Source organism: Blautia sp. Sow4_E7, assembly GCF_052116245.1.
In the GTDB taxonomy this organism is placed as follows: domain Bacteria; phylum Bacillota; class Clostridia; order Lachnospirales; family Lachnospiraceae; genus Blautia_A.
In genome coordinates this window covers 18,507-37,542 of record NZ_JBQKLL010000006.1, presented here as the reverse complement: position 1 = coordinate 37,542, position 19,036 = coordinate 18,507, and the positions used below count along the sequence as shown (strand labels likewise).

Below are 19,036 nucleotides of genomic sequence, written 5' to 3'. Positions count from 1 at the left end.
ATTTTTGACAAAATAAGGGCAGTTTTACCTGGAGAGATCCAAGAACTGTTCTTTTTTAGAAAGGGAAAGGTATGAAAAGAGAAGAGAGAAAAGATCACAGAGGTTTTGTGCTTGTATTGCTGCTCATGCTGACGCTGCTTGTTACGCCTATGATGACCAGGGATGTTCAGGCTGCGAAGGCTGGTTTTAAGACGATCAAAGGCAAGACCTACTACATAACCTCCAGCGGAGCCAAGAAAAAGGGCTGGCTGACCCTGAATGGCAAGAAATACTATTTTAACAAAAAGACTGGCGTTCAGCTCAAGGGCTGGCAAATGGACAGCCAGGGGAAATACATCCGGTATTTTACCAAGGGAAAAGGTATCATGGTAACTGGTTTCTTAAAGAGCGGAAGCACTACCCGGTATTTTAAACCCTCCAATGGCAAGCTGGTCCGCGGCTGGCTGACCTTAAACGGCAAGAAATACTATTTTACCAGTGGAACTGGTGCTATGCTTAAAGGCTGGCAGAAGAACAGCAAGGGCGAGAAGCGTTATTTTATGAGCAATGGAGTAATGTTGACTGGCTGGTTTACAGACTCTAAGAAGAATACCCGCTATTTTAACCCAAGTACTGGTTATATGTATACAGGACTTAAGACCATTGACGGAAGCATTTACTACTTTAAGAAGAGTACCGGCGTCCGTTATCAGAAAGGCTTTGGAACCGTTGGAACCAAACACTATTATTTCAGTCCTGCTGATGGAAAGGCACAGACTGGCTGGCTGAAGCTGGGAGATAAGAGCTACTATTTCAATTCCAGCGGTGTTATGTACATGAATACCACAGCTACGATCAGTGGAACGACCTATACCTTTGACGCCAATGGAGTTGCCACAGAGAAACAGAATAACAGCAATAATAATAGTAATAATAACAACAGCAACAATAACAGCAGCACTGTTTTTACCTGGTATGATGCCAAGCATGCACGTAATTATACGATCATGAGCCAGTTTAAGACACATCCTGGTATTGCAGACGGAACCAAATCGGATCTTGATATTCTGGCTGCCATGTGCGAGTCCGAGGCAGGAGACCAGGGAATTGCAGGAATGAAGGCAGTTGCACTTTGTATTCTGAACCGTACCCTTGACAGCGGATTCCCATCCAGTGTCCGCTATGTGGTTTACGAAGGTTCTACGAAATTTGCACAGTATTCCGTTGTGACAAATGGTTCCCTTCAGAAGCGCCTGAACGGCGTGTTCGAAGACCGGGCAAGTGCTTATGCAGCAGCACAGCAGGCATTGGACAGCTTTAACGCATATGTGGCAAATGGCACCCCACGTACTGTCAGCGGCATGAAGACAAAGGATTTCAATTATAAATACTTTATGATGACTTCCGCATTTTGGAAACAGACACTGAACTTTAAGAAGGTTGTATATGAGACATACAAGGATCATACCTTCTTTGTAGACTGGGTATAAGCATAAAAATAAAACACAGGATACTTTATCACAGTAAGTTGTTAAATTACAAAGGCAAATTCCTTGACAAACACAGGATGGCTTTGTATACTTGCAAGTATCAAATGAGAAAGGCTTTGAAGGGAACAAGTAGCCTTGGAAAGAGCACACAGAGAGCTGCCGGATGGTGAGAGGCGCGTGCAGAGATCCATTGTGAATACATCCCGGAGCTTTGCACCGAACGATTTTGAAATAGAAGAAGTGAGCAGCGGCAGAGCAGCCGCAGTCCATTTCAGAAATCCAGTAGGCTGTGACGGAGTGGCATACGTTATCATGCCGGGGTGATAATTCTGATTTCATATTTGACTGTATCTGCCAGGTTTTGTATTAGCGGGCGAAGTGCAGAGGATATTTTTATCAGTATGGTCACTTATCGAGGCAGGAAGTGCGAGCTTTCTGTGAATTTAGGTGGTAACGCGGGACCCGGTTCTCGTCCTAAAGGGACATGAGAACCGGGCTTTTTTATATTTATTTACAGGAGGAAAAGAAAATGACAGTTTGGGAAGAACTGAAAGCCAGAGGCTTGATCGCCCAGGTAACAGATGAAGATGAGATCAAAGAAATGGTAAATAACGGAAAGGCAACTTTCTATATTGGATTTGACCCAACCGCAGACAGCCTTCATGTAGGACATTTCATGGCACTTTGCCTGATGAAACGTCTGCAGATGGCAGGAAACAAGCCAATCGCCCTTCTTGGCGGCGGAACCGGTATGATCGGTGACCCATCCGGAAGAACAGATATGCGCCAGATGATGACAAAAGAGACCATCCAGCACAACATCGACTGCTTTAAGAAACAGATGGAGCGTTTTATTGATTTTTCTGATGACAAGGCTCTTATGGTAAACAATGCAGACTGGCTGATGGGACTGAACTATGTAGAACTTTTACGTGAGGTTGGCCCTCATTTTTCTGTAAACCGTATGCTTACTGCTGAGTGCTACAAACAGCGTATGGAGAGAGGCTTAAGCTTCCTGGAGTTTAACTACATGATCATGCAGAGCTACGACTTCTACATGCTGTACCAGAAATACGGCTGCAACATGCAGTTCGGCGGCGATGACCAGTGGAGCAACATGCTTGGCGGTACAGAGCTGATCCGCCGTAAACTTGGAAAAGATGCTTACGCTATGACCATTACCCTTCTTCTGAACTCCGAGGGCAAGAAAATGGGTAAGACACAGTCCGGAGCTGTATGGCTGGATCCGAACAAGACCTCTCCATTCGATTTCTACCAGTACTGGAGAAATGTAGATGATGCAGATGTTATCAAATGCATGAAGCTTCTTACCTTCCTTCCATTAGAAGAGATCCAGGAGATGGAGAAATGGGAAGGCAGCCAGCTGAACAAGGCAAAAGAGATCCTTGCATTCCAGCTTACTGAGCTTGTCCATGGAACAGAGGAAGCAAAGAAAGCAGAAGCAGGTGCAAAAGCACTTTTCGCAGGCGGAGCAGATACTGCACATATGCCAACTACTGAGCTTGCAGCAGAAGATTTCGACGAGGAGGGCAACATTGACCTGATCAGCCTTCTTGTAAAATCCGCTCTTGTTACAACCCGTTCCGAGGGAAGAAGAGCCATCGAGCAGGGCGGCGTTTCCGTTGACGGCGAGAAAGTGCTGGATATCAAACATGTACTTTCCAAAGATGCTCTCACAGGTGACGGCGTTGTCCTGAAGAGAGGAAAGAAGAAATTTAATAAGGTATTTGTAAAATAAGACTATAAAAAGGGACCAGGGTTAAAGCAATTCACGATGGGGTGAAAGAGCAGCGGCCTTGGTCCCTGAACCCATAATAGTGAAAAAATATTTTGACCGTAATAAAGATATATGATATCATATAGACCATGCAAGCATTCCAGGCATGGCTATAATAACACCGCTGTGCCAGAAGAGGAATGCACTTCTTTATTGCGTAGGAGGAGAATTGAAATGAAGAAATACGGAGTAAACGAACTTCGAAAAATGTTTCTGGATTTCATGGAGAGCAAGGGACATCTTGTAATGAAGAGCTTTCCATTGGTTCCACAGGGCGATAAAAGTGTCCTGCTGATCAATGCAGGAATGACACCACTGAAACCATATTTCACAGGAGCAGAGAAACCACCTCGTACAAGGGTCAGCACATGTCAGAAATGTATCCGTACAGGTGATATTGAGAATGTAGGTAAGACCTCACGTCACGGTACCTTCTTTGAGATGCTTGGTAACTTCTCTTTTGGAGATTACTTTAAGACAGAAGCCATCCACTGGTCCTGGGAGTTTTTGACAGAGGTTGTAGGACTGGATCCAAACCGTCTTTATCCGTCTGTATACCTGGAGGATGATGAGGCTTTCGATATCTGGAACAAAGAGATCGGAATCCCTGCAGAGCGTATTTTCAAATTTGGCAAAGAGGACAACTTCTGGGAGCATGGCGCAGGTCCTTGCGGTCCATGTTCTGAGATCTACTATGACCGTGGAGAGAAATATGGCTGCGGTAAGCCTGGCTGTACAGTAGGCTGTGACTGCGACCGTTACATGGAAGTATGGAACAACGTATTTACCCAGTTTGAGAATGACGGTAATGGCAATTACACAACCCTGAAACAGAAGAACATTGATACTGGTATGGGACTTGAGCGTCTGGCTGTTGTTGTGCAGGACGTAGATTCCATTTTCGATGTTGACACTATCTGTTCCCTTCGTAACCTGGTAAGCAAGATCTCCGGCAAGGAGTATGGCGTACATCACGAGGATGACGTTTCCATCCGTCTGATCACAGACCATATCCGTTCCGCTACATTCATGATCTCCGACGGTATCATGCCGACCAACGAAGGCCGTGGATACGTACTCCGCCGTCTGATCCGCCGTGCAGCAAGACATGGAAGACTTCTTGGAATCCAGGGCAACTTCCTTGCTACCTTAAGTGCAGAAGTGATCGATGGTTCCAAGGATGGATATCCGGAGCTGGAAGAGAAGAAAGAATTTATCTTCAATGTTCTTACCAACGAGGAGAACCAGTTCGGTAAGACGATTGATCAGGGACTTCGTATCCTGGCTGATATGGAAGAGGCTATGAATGCTGCTGGAGAGAAGACTCTTTCCGGTGAGAACGCATTTAAATTATATGATACCTACGGATTCCCTCTTGATCTGACCAAAGAGATCCTGGAGGAGAAGGGTTACGAGATCGACGAGGATGGCTTCAAGGCTGCTATGGATGAGCAGAGAGAGAAAGCACGTTCTTCTCGTGAAGTAACCAACTATATGGGAGCTGACGCAACTGTATATGACCAGATCGATACCTCTGTTACTACAGAGTTCGTTGGATATGATCATCTTTCCTTCGAGTCCCCGATCACCGTTCTTACCACAGAAACTGAGATCGTAGATTCCCTGATGGAAGGACAGAAGGGCACCATTTTCGTAGAGAAAACACCTTTCTACGCTACCATGGGTGGCCAGGTTGGAGATACCGGTGTGATCGAAACTGCAAATGGTAAATTCGTTGTAGAAGATACCATCAAGCTTCGCGGTGGCAAATTCGGTCATGTAGGACATATGGAGTCTGGTATGATCTCCAAGGGAGAGACTGTTTCCCTGAAAGTAAATGTTGCAGCAAGAAAAGATATCGAGAAGAACCACAGTGCTACACATCTTCTTCAGAAAGCCCTGAAAGAAGTTCTTGGTTCCCACGTAGAGCAGAAGGGATCTCTTGTAACTGCGGACAGACTTCGTTTTGACTTTGCCCACTTCACAGCTATGACCGCTGAGGAGATCGAGAAAGCAGAGCAGATCGTAAATGAGCAGATCCAGGCAGCACTTGATGTTCACACCGATATCATGGACGTTGAGGAAGCTAAGAAATCCGGCGCTATGGCACTGTTCGGTGAGAAATATTCCCAGAAGGTACGTGTGGTATCCATGGGTGACTTCTCCAAAGAGCTTTGCGGTGGTACCCACGTTGCAAATACAAGCTCCATCATGTTGTTTAAGATCGTTTCTGAGTCTGGTATCGCTGCCGGTGTCCGCCGTATCGAGGCACTGACCGGAAACGGAGTTCTGGAATACTATAAGAAGCAGGAAGCACTTCTTCACGAGGTTGCTAAGGCCCTGAAGACCAATCCTTCTGAGATGGTTGAGAAGATCGCACACCTTCAGGGTGAGGTGAAGGCTCTTGCAAGCGAGAACGAGTCTCTGAAGAGCAAACTGGCTCAGGGTGCTCTTGGGGATGTTATGAACCAGGTTGTAGAAGTAAAAGGTGTGAAACTCCTTGCTGCCAAGGTAGAGGGCGTTGATATGAACGGACTTCGTGATCTTGGCGACCAGCTGAAAGAGAAGCTTGGCGAGGGTGTTGTTGTCCTTGCTGCAGTAAATGAGGGCAAGGTAAACCTTCTTGCAATGGCTACTGATTCTGCACAGAAAGCAGGAGCACATGCAGGTAACCTGATCAAGGCTGTGGCTGCAATCGTTGGCGGCGGCGGCGGTGGACGTCCGAACATGGCTCAGGCCGGTGGAAAGAATCCGGAGAAAGCTGGCGAGGCAATCGAAGCAGTAGCCGGAATCCTGGAAGGACAGATTCACTAAAAAACACTCAAAAATTTGTCAAAATTTTTTGTAAAATTAAACCAAAAGATGTTGACGAACCCCGAGTGCATGATATATAATAATGCTCGTGCAAGAAAAATACCCAGACAGTTGTATTTTAGCACAATCTACAACTGGAGGGAGGTTAGGTGTGAGTCTATGTCAAACGTTATCGTAAAAGAAAACGAGACTTTAGATAGCGCTCTTCGCAGATTCAAGAGAAGCTGTGCAAAAGCAGGTATCCAGCAGGAAATCCGCAAAAGAGAGCATTACGAGAAACCAAGCGTTCGTCGTAAGAAAAAATCTGAAGCCGCAAGAAAACGTAAATATAATTAATTGTGCGCAAAAATCCCTGGCTGCATTCAGTCAGGGATTTTTAAATCCAGCAATAATTTGGAAGTTCACCCTTTGTCCAGGGAAGGGATCGTGTGAATCTTGTTGCTGACCGGTGTATGGAGGAGAAAATATAAACTTATGATGATTTTGAAAAAAATAGCCAAGCTTCTGTTTAACCGGGTGTTTTATGTAATATTTGCCATGGCAGTGCAGCTTGGCTGGCTGTTAACCATATTTCTGCGTCTTGCAGGGTATTCCAGATACATGTCTATTACCCTGGATGTGATCAGCATTCTGGTGGTTCTGAAAATTGTAAACCGAAAGATAAATCCCTCGTATAAACTGGCATGGACCATGCTGATCCTTTGTATGCCCATTTTTGGTCTTGTTTTGTATCTTGTATTTGGCCGTTCCAGAATTGCCAATTATATGCAGGAACGTTTTAATGAAATGCTGGCGAAATCCAGCAATCTTTTACAGACAGATCCTGAAATACATGAGCGGCTGGAGGCAGAAGATGCATCTGCGTGCAACCAGTCGGATTATATATATCGCAATGCCGGTTATCCGCTCCACGGAAATACCACAGCAGAATATTTCCAGGTGGGAGATGACATGTTCCCGGTTCTGGTGAAGGAACTGGAGCAGGCACAGCATTATATTTTTATTGAATATTTTATTATCCATGATGGCGTTATGTGGCGGACCATTCTGGATATACTGGAGAAGAAAGTGAAGGAAGGGGTAGATGTCCGGCTGCTCTATGATGACATGGGCTGTCTTACCACGCTTCCCCATAAATATTATGAAACCATGCGGGCCAAGGGTATTAAGTGTCAGGTGTTCAATCCCTTCCGCCCAATCCTGAACATTATCCAGAATAACCGTGATCACCGTAAATTCTGCATTATTGATGGTTACGTTGGATTTACCGGAGGCGTGAATCTGGCAGATGAATATATTAACCAGAAGGAGCGTTTCGGTCATTGGAAGGATACTGCGGTTATGTTAAAAGGTGAGGCTGTCTGGAATATGACTGCCATGTTTCTCCATATGTGGAATGTGGTTACCAATAACCGTCAGGACAACAGCCTGGAGGAGTATCTTCCCCATGTATGGCATCCGGAGGCTTTCACAGGAGATGGATATATTCAGCCATTTTGCGATTCCCCTCTTGACAATGAGACAGTAGGAGAGAATGTTTACCTGAACATTATCAATCGTGCCAAGAAGTATGTATATATTTGTACTCCCTATCTTGTCATTGACAATGAGATGATGACGGCTCTTTGCCTTGCTGCAAAAAGCGGCGTGGATGTGCGGCTGATGACGCCGGGTATTCCGGATAAGAAGCTGGTATTTTTGCTTACCCAGTCCTATTATGAGCAGCTTTTGGAGGCGGGAGTGAAGATTTACGAATACCAGCCAGGTTTCCTTCATGCCAAGTCCTTTGTGTGTGACGATGAGATCGGCGTGGTAGGAACCATCAATCTGGATTACCGAAGCCTGTATCTTCACTTTGAGGATGGTGTATGGATCTATCGGAACCAGGTGATTTATGATATCAAAAAGGATTTCACAGATACTTTGGAATATTGTAATCCGGTATCTTTGGAATTCTGCAGAGGCAGAAATATTGCAGTGCGGGCAATGCAGAGTATTTTAAGACTGTTTGCTCCCATGTTGTAAATTTGATTTAAAATGGGAATATGGGCGCTGCATTAACTTATTGATAATTGATAGTTTTTTTATAAAGGATGTCAGTTTATACAGATGGAACAATGGGCTTTTTTACAGAATGAATCAGGAGGCCAGACATGAGAGAAGAGACAAAGAAACAGCTTCAGAGGATTATGGACCAGGCAGTAGAGAAGAATCAGATTGCCGGTATGAATATGATGGTGGTAAAGGATGGCCAGGAGGAGATGTATCTTCAGTGCGGCTATGCGGACAAGGCCAATGGGAAAACGATTGAGAGAGATACCATGTTCCGGCTTTTTTCCATGGCAAAGCCCATTACAGCGGCGGCAGCCATGATCTTGTTTGAGAGAGGCGTGATCGATCTGGCAGATCCGGTGTCCAAGTATATTCCGGGTTTTGCAGATCAGAAGGTGTCCGTCCCAGGCGGACTGGCTCCGGTATGGCATAATGTGACGGTCTATCATCTGTTGTCTATGACCAGCGGTCTGACTTACGGCGGAAACAGCAGCGCCACCGAATATGCTATTGGGAATGTGTTAGAAGAGGTGCATAAGCGGCTGGATACAAATCATCCGATGAGCACCTTGGAATTTGCGGATAAAATTGGCAGATGTCCTCTGGAATTTCAGCCAGGGGAGCGTTGGAAATATGGTGTTTCTGCGGATATTCTGGCAGCGGTGGTGGAGAAGGCTTCCGGGATGAGGTATGGTGAATTCCTGGAAAAAGAGCTGTTTCAGCCTCTTGGAATGAAGGATACTGGTTTCTATGTGCCAAAGGAGAAGCTGGACAGACTGGCTGTGGCTTATGAGCAGACTACCGGGGAGATGAAAGAATTCAGGGAGAACAGTCTTGGAATTCGTCTTTCTATGGATGTTCCGCCGGCTTATGAAGCTGGTGGGGCTGGACTGGTGTCTACTTTGGATGATTATTCCAAGTTTGCAGCTATGCTTTTGAATAAGGGCAATTACCAGGGCAGACAGATTCTTCAGCCTGCAACTGTGGAGTATATGACCACACATAAGCTTGTGCCTTATCAGCAGGAATGGTTTGACAAGTGGTGGGAGATGAATGGGTTTTCTTATGGAAATCTCATGCGCGTGATGACGGATCCGTGGAAGGCGCCTTTTGCGGCTTGCGAGGGCGAATATGGCTGGGACGGATGGCTGGGATGTTATTTTGCGAATCTGCCGAAGGAGAATATGACCATTCTGATGATGATGCAGAAGAAGGACGCGGGGACATTTGATCTTACCAGGAAGCTGAGAAATGTGCTGCTCCTTGGAATGTAATATAAAGAGGATTTAGAGTTATGCCTAGAATTTATGCAGACAATGCAGCAACTACAAAAATAAGCCAGACAGCAAGGAATGCCATGATTTCTGCAATGGAAAATACCTATGGGAATCCGTCCAGTCTTCATCAGATTGGGATGGAGGCGAATGATGCGCTGCAGACGGCGAGAGAGCAGATCGCAAGGTGTCTTGGATGTACGCCCAAGGAGATTTATTTTACATCCGGGGGAACGGAATCGGATAATCAGGCGATTGTGTCGGCGGCTATGCTGGGGGCGAGGCAGAATAAGAGGCATATTATTTCTACTGCGTTTGAACATCATGCAGTGCTTCACACTCTGAGAAAGCTGAAGGAGCAGGGCTTTGAGGTGCAGCTGCTGGATGTGGGAGCAGAGGGGAATATTACGGCGGCTCAGGTGGAAGAGGCCATTCGACCGGATACTTGTCTGGTTACGGTTATGTTTGCGAATAATGAGATTGGATCCATTCTTCCTATTGCGGAGATTGGAGAAGTTTGCCGGGCACATGGTGTACTTTTTCATACAGATGCAGTGCAGGCAGCAGGGCATATTCCGGTAAATGTAAAGAAGCAGAATATAGATATGTTATCTCTTTCCGCTCATAAATTTCATGGCCCCAGAGGAATTGGTGCTTTGTATGTGAAACGAGGCATTGAACTGACTGCCCTTATGGAAGGCGGCGGTCAGGAGCGTGGGAAGCGCCCCGGTACGGAGAATCTGCCTGCGATTATGGGGCTGGCGGCTGCGTTGAAAGAAGAGTATACTTTGATGGAAGAAAATACAGTCAAAGTTACTGCCCTGAGAGAACGCCTGATTCAAGGGCTTTCCCAGATTCCATATAGCATTTTAAATGGTCCAAGGGATAATCGATTGCCAGGCAATGTAAATTTCTGCTTTGAAGGCGTATCTGGCGAAAGCCTCCTTCTCCTTCTGGACAGCAAGGGAATCTGCGCCTCCTCCGGTTCCGCCTGTGCCTCTGGCGCTCTTGATCCAAGCCATGTTCTCTTAGCCCTCGGCCTTACTCCCGAGATTGCCCAAGGCTCCCTTCGAATCAGCCTTGACACCTCCAACACCGAGGAAGAAATCGATTACATGCTGGAAGTAATCACCAAGGTGGTAGAACATCTCCGCGGAATGTCAGATGATTGGCAGAAAAAACATTGCGGGGATTGAAAGAATCGTGTATGATACAAGATATGACTTTTAGAATAGTTTTCAATTTTTATGAGGTATAAATATGGAATCAGACAACATGAAGAAAGCATTAATCGCCATGAGCGGCGGCGTAGATTCTTCCGTAGCCGCTTACCTGATGAAAGAGCATGGATACGACTGCATTGGCGTTACCATGAAGCTCTTTCAGAATGAAGACGCAGGCGTAAGCCGCAAGAAAAGCTGCTGTTCTCTGGACGACGTAGAAGACGCCAGAAGTGTAGCCCACAATCTTGGAATCCCATATTATGTATTCAATTTTACCGCAGACTTTAAGAAACAGGTTATGGACCGCTTCGTAGCCGCCTATGAAAACGGCGCGACTCCCAATCCCTGTATTGACTGCAACCGCTATCTGAAGTTCGACAGCCTTTACCATCGTGCAGAGGAACTTGGCTGCCATTATATAGTAACTGGTCACTACGCCAGAATTGAACAGCGAGAAGATGGCAGATACCTTCTGAAAAAAGCAGCTGATCCTGCAAAAGATCAGAGCTATGTCCTTTATTCTCTTACCCAGGAGCAGCTGGCACACACCATGTTCCCACTTGGAGGCATGAACAAACACCAGACACGTATGATCGCCGACCAGCAGAATTTCTACAACGCTGACAAGCCAGACAGCCAGGACATCTGCTTCGTCCCAGATGGAGACTACGCCGGATTTATCCGTCGCTTCACCGGAAAAGACTACCCGGCAGGCGATTTCACAGACAAAGACGGAAATGTACTGGGCCAGCATAAAGGAATTATCGGTTACACGGTAGGCCAGCGAAAAGGTCTTGGCATTGCAGCTGGCAAGCCCGTTTACGTTACTAAAATCTGCCCTGCAGAAAACCGTGTGATCCTTGGAGACAATGAAGATCTGTTCCATCGCGAACTGGATGTGGAAGATTTTAATTTCATCTCCTTTGACACCCCGCCAGCAGAATTTCGCGCAAAAGCCAAAGTCCGCTACCGCCAGAAAGAGCAGTGGGCAACCGTAAAGGTTACTGGAGAGAAAAGTGTACACATCACCTTCGACGAGCCCCAGCGCGCCATCACCAAAGGCCAGGCGGCTGTGCTTTATGATGGAGATGTAGTGATCGGCGGCGGTGTGATCGTAGGCTGATAAATTGCTTTATAATAGATTGACAAAAATATATTGAAGTAAAACAACCAGAAGGAATATAGCCGAAAACTATATTAAATTCTGGTTGTTTTTTCTTATACAGACAAAGAGAAAAAATGAGCTTTCTGAGCGTCTTGAAGCGGTTTCTGGTCAGGTCGTGAATGGTAACTCTGTTTACAAAAAGTTAAGAATATATCTTCATTTTATAGATGACTAACCCCATGGGAAAATGTTACAATAATCTATATCAGGCAGCAAAGTGGGGCGTATAGATCTAAAAAATAATTTTTTCGGTGCGTTCCAGGCAACTACAGTGAAATATTCAGAAATGGAGGTATATGTGGAAAAAAGAAAATTAATCAGAGAATTTCAGTCCCACCAGTCTATTTTGAAAGAAAAAGCCCAGGAGAAAGCCAGAGAATCCGTCAGCGCAGTGCTTCCCATCGTGTTGATCGTACTGGTACTAGGCTTTACTGTGGCGGCACTATCCCCTGGCATACTGGTGGAATTCCTGGTAGGATCCGTACTTGTGATCCTGGGAATGATCTTCTTTTCCATGGGAGCGGAACTGTCTATGACACCTATGGGAGAACATGTGGGAGGCAGTATGCTTCGCACGAAGAAATTAGGATTTATTGTAATCATTGGTTTTATTCTTGGATTCATTATCACAATATCTGAACCGGATCTGCAGGTTCTTGCAGAACAGGTTTCTTCTGTGCCTAATCTGGTGCTGATCTTATCAGTGGCACTTGGTGTTGGCGCGTTTCTTGTTGTGGCATTATTGCGCATCCTTTTTGGAATTGCGCTGCCGCCATTATTATTCGGCTTTTACATTTTCGTATTTATATTGGCACTGTTGGTTCCGGAAAATTTTCTGGCAGTAGTATTTGATTCTGGCGGAGTGACCACCGGCCCTATGACAGTCCCCTTTATTATGGCATTAGGTGTTGGTATTGCATCCATTCGTAACGATAAACATGCCGGAGATGACAGCTTCGGTCTTGTGGCCCTGTGTTCCATTGGCCCTATTCTGGCAGTCCTGATCCTGGGACTTTTGTATCACACAGAAGGCAGCGCTGCCCTGGAAGTGATTTCTGAAGTGGAGAATTCCATAGAACTGGGAAAATTATTTGCAGTTGCTCTCCCGAAATATTTCAAGGAGATCGCCGTATCCTTGTTCTCAATTGTGACATTCTTTGGAATTTTCCAGATTGTTTCACTAAAATTGAATAAAAATGTACTGATCAAAATCTGTATCGGTTTATTTTATACATACATAGGACTTGTGTTGTTCCTTACCGGTGCAAATGTAGGCTTTATCCCGGCTGGAAATTACTTGGGAATGGTACTGGGAAATCTTTCTTACAATTGGATCCTGGTGCCTCTTGGAATGGTGATTGGTTACTTTATTGTAAAAGCAGAGCCCGCTGTGTACGTGCTGATGAAGCAGGTAGAAGAGCTGACCGATGGTGCGATCTCCGGAAAATCCATCCAGATCAGTCTGTCTGTGGGTGTGGCAGTCTCTGTTGGGATATCTATGCTCCGGGTGCTGACTGGAATCTCTATTTTTTATTTCCTGGTGCCAGGTTACGCCATTGCCCTGATACTCAGCCTGTTTGTGCCGAAAATTTTTACTGCCATTGCATTTGACTCCGGTGGTGTAGCCTCCGGACCTATGACAGCCACCTTTCTTCTGCCTCTGGCGCAGGGGGCATGTGGGGCTTTGGGAGGAAATATTGTGACGGATGCTTTTGGAGTAGTGGCAATGGTTGCTATGACACCGCTTATTACTTTGCAGGTGCTGGGCTTGGTTTACCGGGTAAAAGGCGGCGAGCTTGGCAGCAAGGAGAAGGATTTGTCTGCGGACAAAATACCAGTGGAAGCTATTCCGGTGGCAGAATTATTTGAAGAACTGGGAGACACAGAAATTATAGAGCTATAGAAAGCTAAGAAAATAGTGACTGAGTGTTGACTCAAATACATTATAAATGGACAACTATCGTTAGGATTATCTAATAGACGCCGTTTTTGTGTATAACAAAGTGAAAGTACGGATTATGGGAATGATGATTGGGTACACTCAGGAAAGATTATGAATAGTGTTAAATTTTGTAAAGAAAGGAATCATCTATGAGCGAATTATACATGATGGTTACCATCACCAACCGAAAGTATATGCCGAAATTTGCAGCACTTTACAGGGAAAATCAGATAGAAACAGGGACTGTTTCCCTTGGCATGGGAACGGCCGCAAGCTCCATCCTTGACTATATGGGATTAGAAGATGATGAGAAAAGCATCTGTTTTCACTTTGTGACAGCATCCACCTGGAAAAAGGTGAAAAAAGGTTTACAGAACCAGCTGCGGATCGACGTGCCCGGAACCGGGATCGCATTTACCATTCCCATGAGCAGTATTGGCGGAAAGCGGGAATTAGGATTTCTCATTCAGGGGCAGGAGTTTATAAGAGAGGAGGAAAGTACATTGAAAGAGACAAAGCATGAACTGATCGTGGCAATTGCCAATTACGGATATAACACCCAGGTGATGAAAGCCGCAGAAGAGGGTGGTGCAACCGGCGGTACCGTTCTTCACGGAAAAGGTGTGGGAATGAAGCGGGCGGAGCAGTTTCTTGGGGTTTCCCTGGTTTCAGAAAAAGAAGTGATTTTTATTGTAGCAAAAGCAGAGCAGAAAAATGCTATCATGACCGCTATCATGGAAAAAGCTGGGCTCACCTCCAAAGCCGGAACCATCGTATTTTCCCTCCCCGTAACCAGCACTGCCGGACTGCGGATTCTGGAATACGAGGAAGAAAATTCATAATCTCCATATAAACTCCACATAAACATGGTATACTGCAGCTAAGGTGTGAAGGTTAGCAATAGTAAGTTGGAGCTTTTTGCCGCCTTAAGTATTATAAAAGCTATTGTGTGTCAGTTTATAGGAATGTGGAAAGTACAAGGAATAGAGCTTTGGAGAAAAGCCAGATATGGGGAGAGAAAATGAGTTTTATTTTTGTGGTGGAAGATGAATTTGATATACAGGAATTGTTGAAAAAATTTGAAACTGGATCTTTCCGGTTACCAGGTGTGGGAGGAAGAACGAAAAGTGGAGCTTACCCAGAAAGAGTTTGAGCTTTTGAGGGAATTCCTTTTAAACCAGGGACGTGTGCTCACCAGAAATCAGGTTCTGGATGCTGTGTGGGGAACTGATTATTTTGGAGAAGACCGGATTGTGGACACCCATATAAAGAATCTTCGGAAAAAGTTGGAAGGTGATTATATTGATACCATCAGAGGGGTAGGATACCGCATTGATAAAGTACATAAAAAGTAAAATTGGCATAAAAATATTTCTTTTGAACATCGTGATTCTTATGGCTGTTTCAGGGATCACTTATGGATTTGTGGCTGCTTTCATGCCTCTTAGCTATTCTGATTCTCTGGAACGGACATTAGATGCAAAAGCGAAAAAACTGGCAGAATCTTTATCTGGTTATACTTTGGAAAAGGGGGCATTTCTTATAAAGGAATTCAGCAATGCCAACCAATCTAAAGTGGTTCTTTATAATGGAAATGGCGGGCGCGTCTGGGAATGGAATGGACTTGGAGATGAAGGCGTTGTAACGACTGTAATACAGGAAGGAGATAGCGAAACTGTAACGGCGGAAGCTGCAACGGAAGGAAATGAAACGCGGGAACTGGAACAGCGGCGAATGGAGTTTTTTGCAGCCGCATCCCATGAGCTGAAAACACCTGTGACGATTCTAAAAGGGCAGATCGAAGGTATGGAGCAGAATGTGGGAGTTTACAAAGACCGGGACAATTATCTCGCCCGGGCGCGGGAAGTGACGGTCACTTTGCAGAACATGGTTCAGGAAATCCTGATGATTTCCAGAATGGAATCCTGCGGCTTCTCATTAAAGAAAAAAGAAATGGATCTGGCAGAACTGGTGCGGCTTCAGCTGGCAGACCTGAACGAGCTTTTTGAACAGAAAAATATGGAGTTGGAAATCTCTCTGCCAGAGAAGTGCTTTTGCATGGCAGATCCCGGACTTATGGAAATTGTGGTTCGGAATATTCTAGTAAATGCAGCACGATATTCACCTGCTGGGGAAAGAATAAGTGTGAAATTATTTACGAACTATAATGAGGCTTCTTCCACATCTAACTCTTCTCTAGAAGAAATTTCAGATTGCCAAAATTTGAGAGAATCGAAAAGTATGAATGATACATTGAAGATATTTCTGAAAGTGGAAAATACAGGCGTGCACATAAACGAACAAGATCTTCCCCGTCTGTTTGACGCCTTTTACCGCGTAGATTCCTCCCGAAACCGTAAAAACGGCGGCAGTGGGCTGGGGCTTTATATTGTGCGGGAGATTCTGGAACAGCATGAGGCTGAGTATGAAATGAGAAATACAGAGGCAGGCGTTTGCTTCCAAATGAAAATCTAAAAAAGTTTGACATTTTCTCCGCTTTTTAACGTGGAATTATTTGCAGATTAGTGTTATAATTGCGGAAGATTTTATTATGAAAGTCCCGGACGGCAGCCATGAATTCGTCATGCTTGCATGTCGAATTCATGGATATTGGACGGGCTAGACCGTATGAGTAAGTAGGGCGATAGCCTGGATTACGAATGCGGTCGGCAGCTGTGGGAGCGTCATAGGCGCGGAACAGCTGACTTTCATATATAGTGATGTCGTCGATAGACGACATTTCCATTTTAGTAGAAGGTGAAAGAAAATGTCAACATCCATGACAAAAGGAAATCCACTGAAGCTGATGCTCCAGTTTGCGTTTCCGCTGCTGATCGGAAATCTTCTTCAGCAGACTTATAACATTATTGATGCAGCGATTGTTGGTCAGATCCTTGGTGCTAAGGCTCTTGCAAGTGTAGGTGCCAGCAGCAGTATCCAGTTTCTGGTATTGGGCTTTTGTATGGGAAGCTGTACTGGGTTTGGTGTGCCGGTGGCGAAATACTTTGGTGCTGGCAAAATCGACCAGATGAAAAACTATGTATTTAACGGTGCACTTCTCACAGCAGGAATTGCAGTGATCCTGACTACAGTCTGCTCTGTTTTCTGTCCGCAGATCCTGCATATGCTTTCTGTGCCGGAAGATATTTATGATAATGCTTATGCGTACCTGCTGATCATATTCCTGGGTATGCCCTTTACCTTATTGTACAATTATCTGTCCAGTATTTTGCGTTCCGTTGGGGACAGCAGGACTCCATTTATGTTTCTGGCGCTGTCAGCAATCCTGAACATTTTCCTGGATCTGTTTTGTATCGTAGTGCTGAAATGGGGCTGCGCAGGTGCTGCCATTGCTACTATCACGGCACAGGCGATCAGTGGAATTTTGTGTCTTATTTTTATTGCAAAGAAAATGAATCTACTCTGGCTTCCGAAAGTAAGCCGCAGGGCCAATAAGGATGCTGCTGGGGAACTTCTTATGATGGGAATTCCTACAGGACTTCAGTTTTCCATTACAGCCATCGGCAGCATGGTGATGCAGTCTGCTAATAACGGGCTTGGAAGTGTGTATGTTTCCGGATTTACAGCTGGAATGAAGATCAAGCAGTTTACCATGTGTCCTTTTGATGCTATTGGAACTGCAGTTTCTGTATTTTGCAGCCAGAATCTTGGGGCAAAGCAGCCAGAGCGTATCCGCAAAGGCCTGAAACAGGGAATGGCAGTTGCTGTGGCATATGGTGTTTTTGCAGGATTGATCCTGATCTTTGCCGGAAGACCTTTGTCTATGATTTTTGTCAGCAAAGGTTCCGCTGATGTGCTGGATGCGTCTGCAAAATATCTGCGCTGTATGGGATATTTCTATTGGACACTTGGTATTTTGAACGTAACCCGAATGGTAACCCAGGGCCTTGGCTTTTCCACAAGAGCCGTATTTTCCGGCGTGACAGAAATGCTCGCCCGTACCATTGTCAGTCTGGGGTTTGTAGGCACCTTCGGATTTACAGCAATCTGTTTCGCAGATCAGACAGCATGGGTAGCTGCAAGCCTCTATATTGCGCCCACCTGTTTCTATTGTATTAAGAAAGCGACGAAGATGATCATGGCGGATGAAAATGTGATGCAGAAGACGGTATAAGAATACTAGAGTCTTTTTCAAACACGCTCTAGAGCTGTTTTAACGTGCTCTTAAAATCGTTCCTAGAATCTACACGTTCCACTTTGCGGTATATTTTACCGAAATTTGGTTTTCGTAGCCCGGAGTTGTTTCGCTATAAACTCCACAGAAATCACAAATAACTTACATATGGAATACAAGAAAATGCTCTATTCTTCTTAATGTAATCAAAAAGAAGAAAGGAGCATTTTTTATGAAAACAATGCAGAAAAACAAAGGGATGAAAAAAAGAGGAAAAGGGCTGGCACTGGGAATCTGTGCAGCAATTCTGGGTACTGTTGGTGTGACTGGTATACCGCAGGCGGTGGCATGGGCGTATGCAGAGAGTTATACGGATGCAGACGGAAAGATGGTGACTAAAATTTATGCAAATGGAAACACAGACACTGTGACAGATGAAACGGATGAAGTGACATCGACTGAGCAGGGAAGCACCACAGAATCCAATGTAGGATCTGCAGTAGATGATTTTTCCATAACAGTTGTGCGGGATGGACAGAATCCGGATGATAAAGCGGATGCAAAGGTAGAGGCGGCAGAGGATTCGGCTGTAGACCTGGTGGAGTATCTTGCTGATGGCGATAGTTATCTTTATAAGGCACTGGGGCTGGAATATGACGAAGCGCAGAAAGCCTGGGTATGGAAAGGAAAATCAGTTTATGCGATCTGGTATGGAGATGCGAGGCTGACTATTTATGGAAATGTAAAGACAGAAGGCAAGAACTGTCTGCATATTACCTGGGAAAGCGGAGATGGGACTGCTGCATTTAAGGTGCAGGAGATGACAAAAGACGAGTTGGAGAAGGCGTATTTAGCTGGTTAAATTGCTATTTTGTGTGCTGGTTCCCCGGACGCGATTTTACAATGTATATTCACCGCCGTGCGTCGCAACGTTCCGGTGAGCTAGCTGGTAACTACCACTAAGACGCTCGGGAGAGCCCTCGCGCCTAAGTCTCCGTAACCATCGGATCGCGCCTCCACTAAAACCGCTCCTGAAATGCACGGCTACATGAATATACATTGCCCGAATGCGTCCGTCTTGAACAACTTTTAACCCACTAAATAGTAAATCCACGGTGGCAAAGAGGAAGTTCCCCTGGTCGCCGCTTTTTACGTTTGAGATTA

At 45.3% G+C, this 19,036-nt stretch carries 15 protein-coding genes; all 15 read left to right on the top strand.

Annotation, left to right across the window (positions count from 1 at the left end; all coding sequences use genetic code 11):
- The first annotated feature begins 71 nt into the window (after positions 1–71).
- The 15 genes from ACTQ50_RS05365 (at position 72) to ACTQ50_RS05295 (ending at position 18,734) form a co-directional block, all read left to right on the top strand.
- Entirely contained in the window at positions 72–1,469 is a 1,398-nt protein-coding gene (locus ACTQ50_RS05365; protein ID WP_441483293.1) for a cell wall hydrolase, read from the top strand.
- Positions 1,470–1,604: 135 nt separating this feature from the next.
- Complete coding sequence (locus ACTQ50_RS05360; protein WP_441483292.1) at positions 1,605–1,793, top strand: hypothetical protein; 189 nt, start codon at positions 1,605–1,607, stop codon at positions 1,791–1,793.
- Positions 1,794–1,998: 205 nt separating this feature from the next.
- Positions 1,999–3,228, top strand: coding sequence for a tyrosine--tRNA ligase (gene tyrS, locus ACTQ50_RS05355; protein ID WP_441483291.1), 1,230 nt, complete (start codon positions 1,999–2,001; stop codon positions 3,226–3,228).
- Between the two features lie 213 nt (positions 3,229–3,441).
- Positions 3,442–6,081, top strand: a complete 2,640-nt coding sequence (gene alaS, locus ACTQ50_RS05350; protein WP_441483290.1) for an alanine--tRNA ligase — start codon at positions 3,442–3,444, stop codon at positions 6,079–6,081.
- A 159-nt stretch (positions 6,082–6,240) separates the two neighbouring features.
- A complete protein-coding gene (gene rpsU / locus ACTQ50_RS05345; RefSeq protein WP_004222305.1) occupies positions 6,241–6,417 on the top strand; it encodes a 30S ribosomal protein S21 in 177 nt (58 codons plus the stop codon).
- Between the two features lie 138 nt (positions 6,418–6,555).
- Positions 6,556–8,106: a cardiolipin synthase gene (gene cls / locus ACTQ50_RS05340; RefSeq protein ID WP_441483289.1), complete on the top strand. Its 1,551-nt coding sequence runs from the start codon at positions 6,556–6,558 to the stop codon at positions 8,104–8,106.
- Between the two features lie 128 nt (positions 8,107–8,234).
- The gene (locus ACTQ50_RS05335; RefSeq protein WP_441483288.1) at positions 8,235–9,407 is read left to right on the top strand and encodes a serine hydrolase domain-containing protein; all 1,173 of its coding nucleotides are present in this window, start codon (positions 8,235–8,237) and stop codon (positions 9,405–9,407) included.
- A gap of 20 nt (positions 9,408–9,427) precedes the next feature.
- Positions 9,428–10,603, top strand: coding sequence for a cysteine desulfurase family protein (locus ACTQ50_RS05330; protein WP_441483287.1), 1,176 nt, complete (start codon positions 9,428–9,430; stop codon positions 10,601–10,603).
- 64 nt (positions 10,604–10,667) lie between these two features.
- Positions 10,668–11,753 (top strand): tRNA 2-thiouridine(34) synthase MnmA, encoded by a 1,086-nt coding sequence (mnmA, locus tag ACTQ50_RS05325; protein ID WP_441483286.1) that lies wholly within the window; start codon positions 10,668–10,670, stop codon positions 11,751–11,753.
- A gap of 388 nt (positions 11,754–12,141) precedes the next feature.
- Positions 12,142–13,698 carry a DUF1538 domain-containing protein gene (locus tag ACTQ50_RS05320; RefSeq protein WP_441483418.1) on the top strand — a complete coding sequence of 519 codons (1,557 nt, stop codon included), beginning with the start codon at positions 12,142–12,144 and terminating at the stop codon, positions 13,696–13,698.
- Positions 13,699–13,886: 188 nt separating this feature from the next.
- Entirely contained in the window at positions 13,887–14,579 is a 693-nt protein-coding gene (locus tag ACTQ50_RS05315) for a P-II family nitrogen regulator (RefSeq protein WP_441483285.1), read from the top strand.
- A 237-nt stretch (positions 14,580–14,816) separates the two neighbouring features.
- Positions 14,817–15,092, top strand: coding sequence for a winged helix-turn-helix domain-containing protein (locus ACTQ50_RS05310; RefSeq protein WP_441483284.1), 276 nt, complete (start codon positions 14,817–14,819; stop codon positions 15,090–15,092).
- Positions 15,093–15,123: 31 nt separating this feature from the next.
- Complete coding sequence (locus tag ACTQ50_RS05305) at positions 15,124–16,212, top strand: sensor histidine kinase (protein WP_441483417.1); 1,089 nt, start codon at positions 15,124–15,126, stop codon at positions 16,210–16,212.
- Positions 16,213–16,504: 292 nt separating this feature from the next.
- On the top strand, positions 16,505–17,872 hold the full coding sequence (locus tag ACTQ50_RS05300) for an MATE family efflux transporter (protein WP_441483283.1): 1,368 nt from the start codon (positions 16,505–16,507) through the stop codon (positions 17,870–17,872).
- A gap of 232 nt (positions 17,873–18,104) precedes the next feature.
- Entirely contained in the window at positions 18,105–18,734 is a 630-nt protein-coding gene (locus ACTQ50_RS05295) for a hypothetical protein (RefSeq protein WP_441483282.1), read from the top strand.
- Positions 18,735–19,036 lie beyond the last annotated feature (302 nt).

Bases quoted from the DNA above. Each gene is read 5' to 3' on its own strand.
- ACTQ50_RS05295 (WP_441483282.1), top strand. From the start codon at position 18,105: ATGAAAACAATGCAGAAAAACAAAGGGATGAAAAAAAGAGGAAAAGGG.
- tyrS (WP_441483291.1), top strand. From the start codon at position 1,999: ATGACAGTTTGGGAAGAACTGAAAGCCAGAGGCTTGATCGCCCAGGTA.
- alaS (WP_441483290.1), top strand. From the start codon at position 3,442: ATGAAGAAATACGGAGTAAACGAACTTCGAAAAATGTTTCTGGATTTC.
- ACTQ50_RS05330 (WP_441483287.1), top strand. From the start codon at position 9,428: ATGCCTAGAATTTATGCAGACAATGCAGCAACTACAAAAATAAGCCAG.
- cls (WP_441483289.1), top strand. From the start codon at position 6,556: ATGATGATTTTGAAAAAAATAGCCAAGCTTCTGTTTAACCGGGTGTTT.
- rpsU (WP_004222305.1), top strand. From the start codon at position 6,241: ATGTCAAACGTTATCGTAAAAGAAAACGAGACTTTAGATAGCGCTCTT.
- ACTQ50_RS05315 (WP_441483285.1), top strand. From the start codon at position 13,887: ATGAGCGAATTATACATGATGGTTACCATCACCAACCGAAAGTATATG.
- ACTQ50_RS05335 (WP_441483288.1), top strand. From the start codon at position 8,235: ATGAGAGAAGAGACAAAGAAACAGCTTCAGAGGATTATGGACCAGGCA.
- ACTQ50_RS05300 (WP_441483283.1), top strand. From the start codon at position 16,505: ATGTCAACATCCATGACAAAAGGAAATCCACTGAAGCTGATGCTCCAG.
- ACTQ50_RS05365 (WP_441483293.1), top strand. From the start codon at position 72: ATGAAAAGAGAAGAGAGAAAAGATCACAGAGGTTTTGTGCTTGTATTG.
- mnmA (WP_441483286.1), top strand. From the start codon at position 10,668: ATGGAATCAGACAACATGAAGAAAGCATTAATCGCCATGAGCGGCGGC.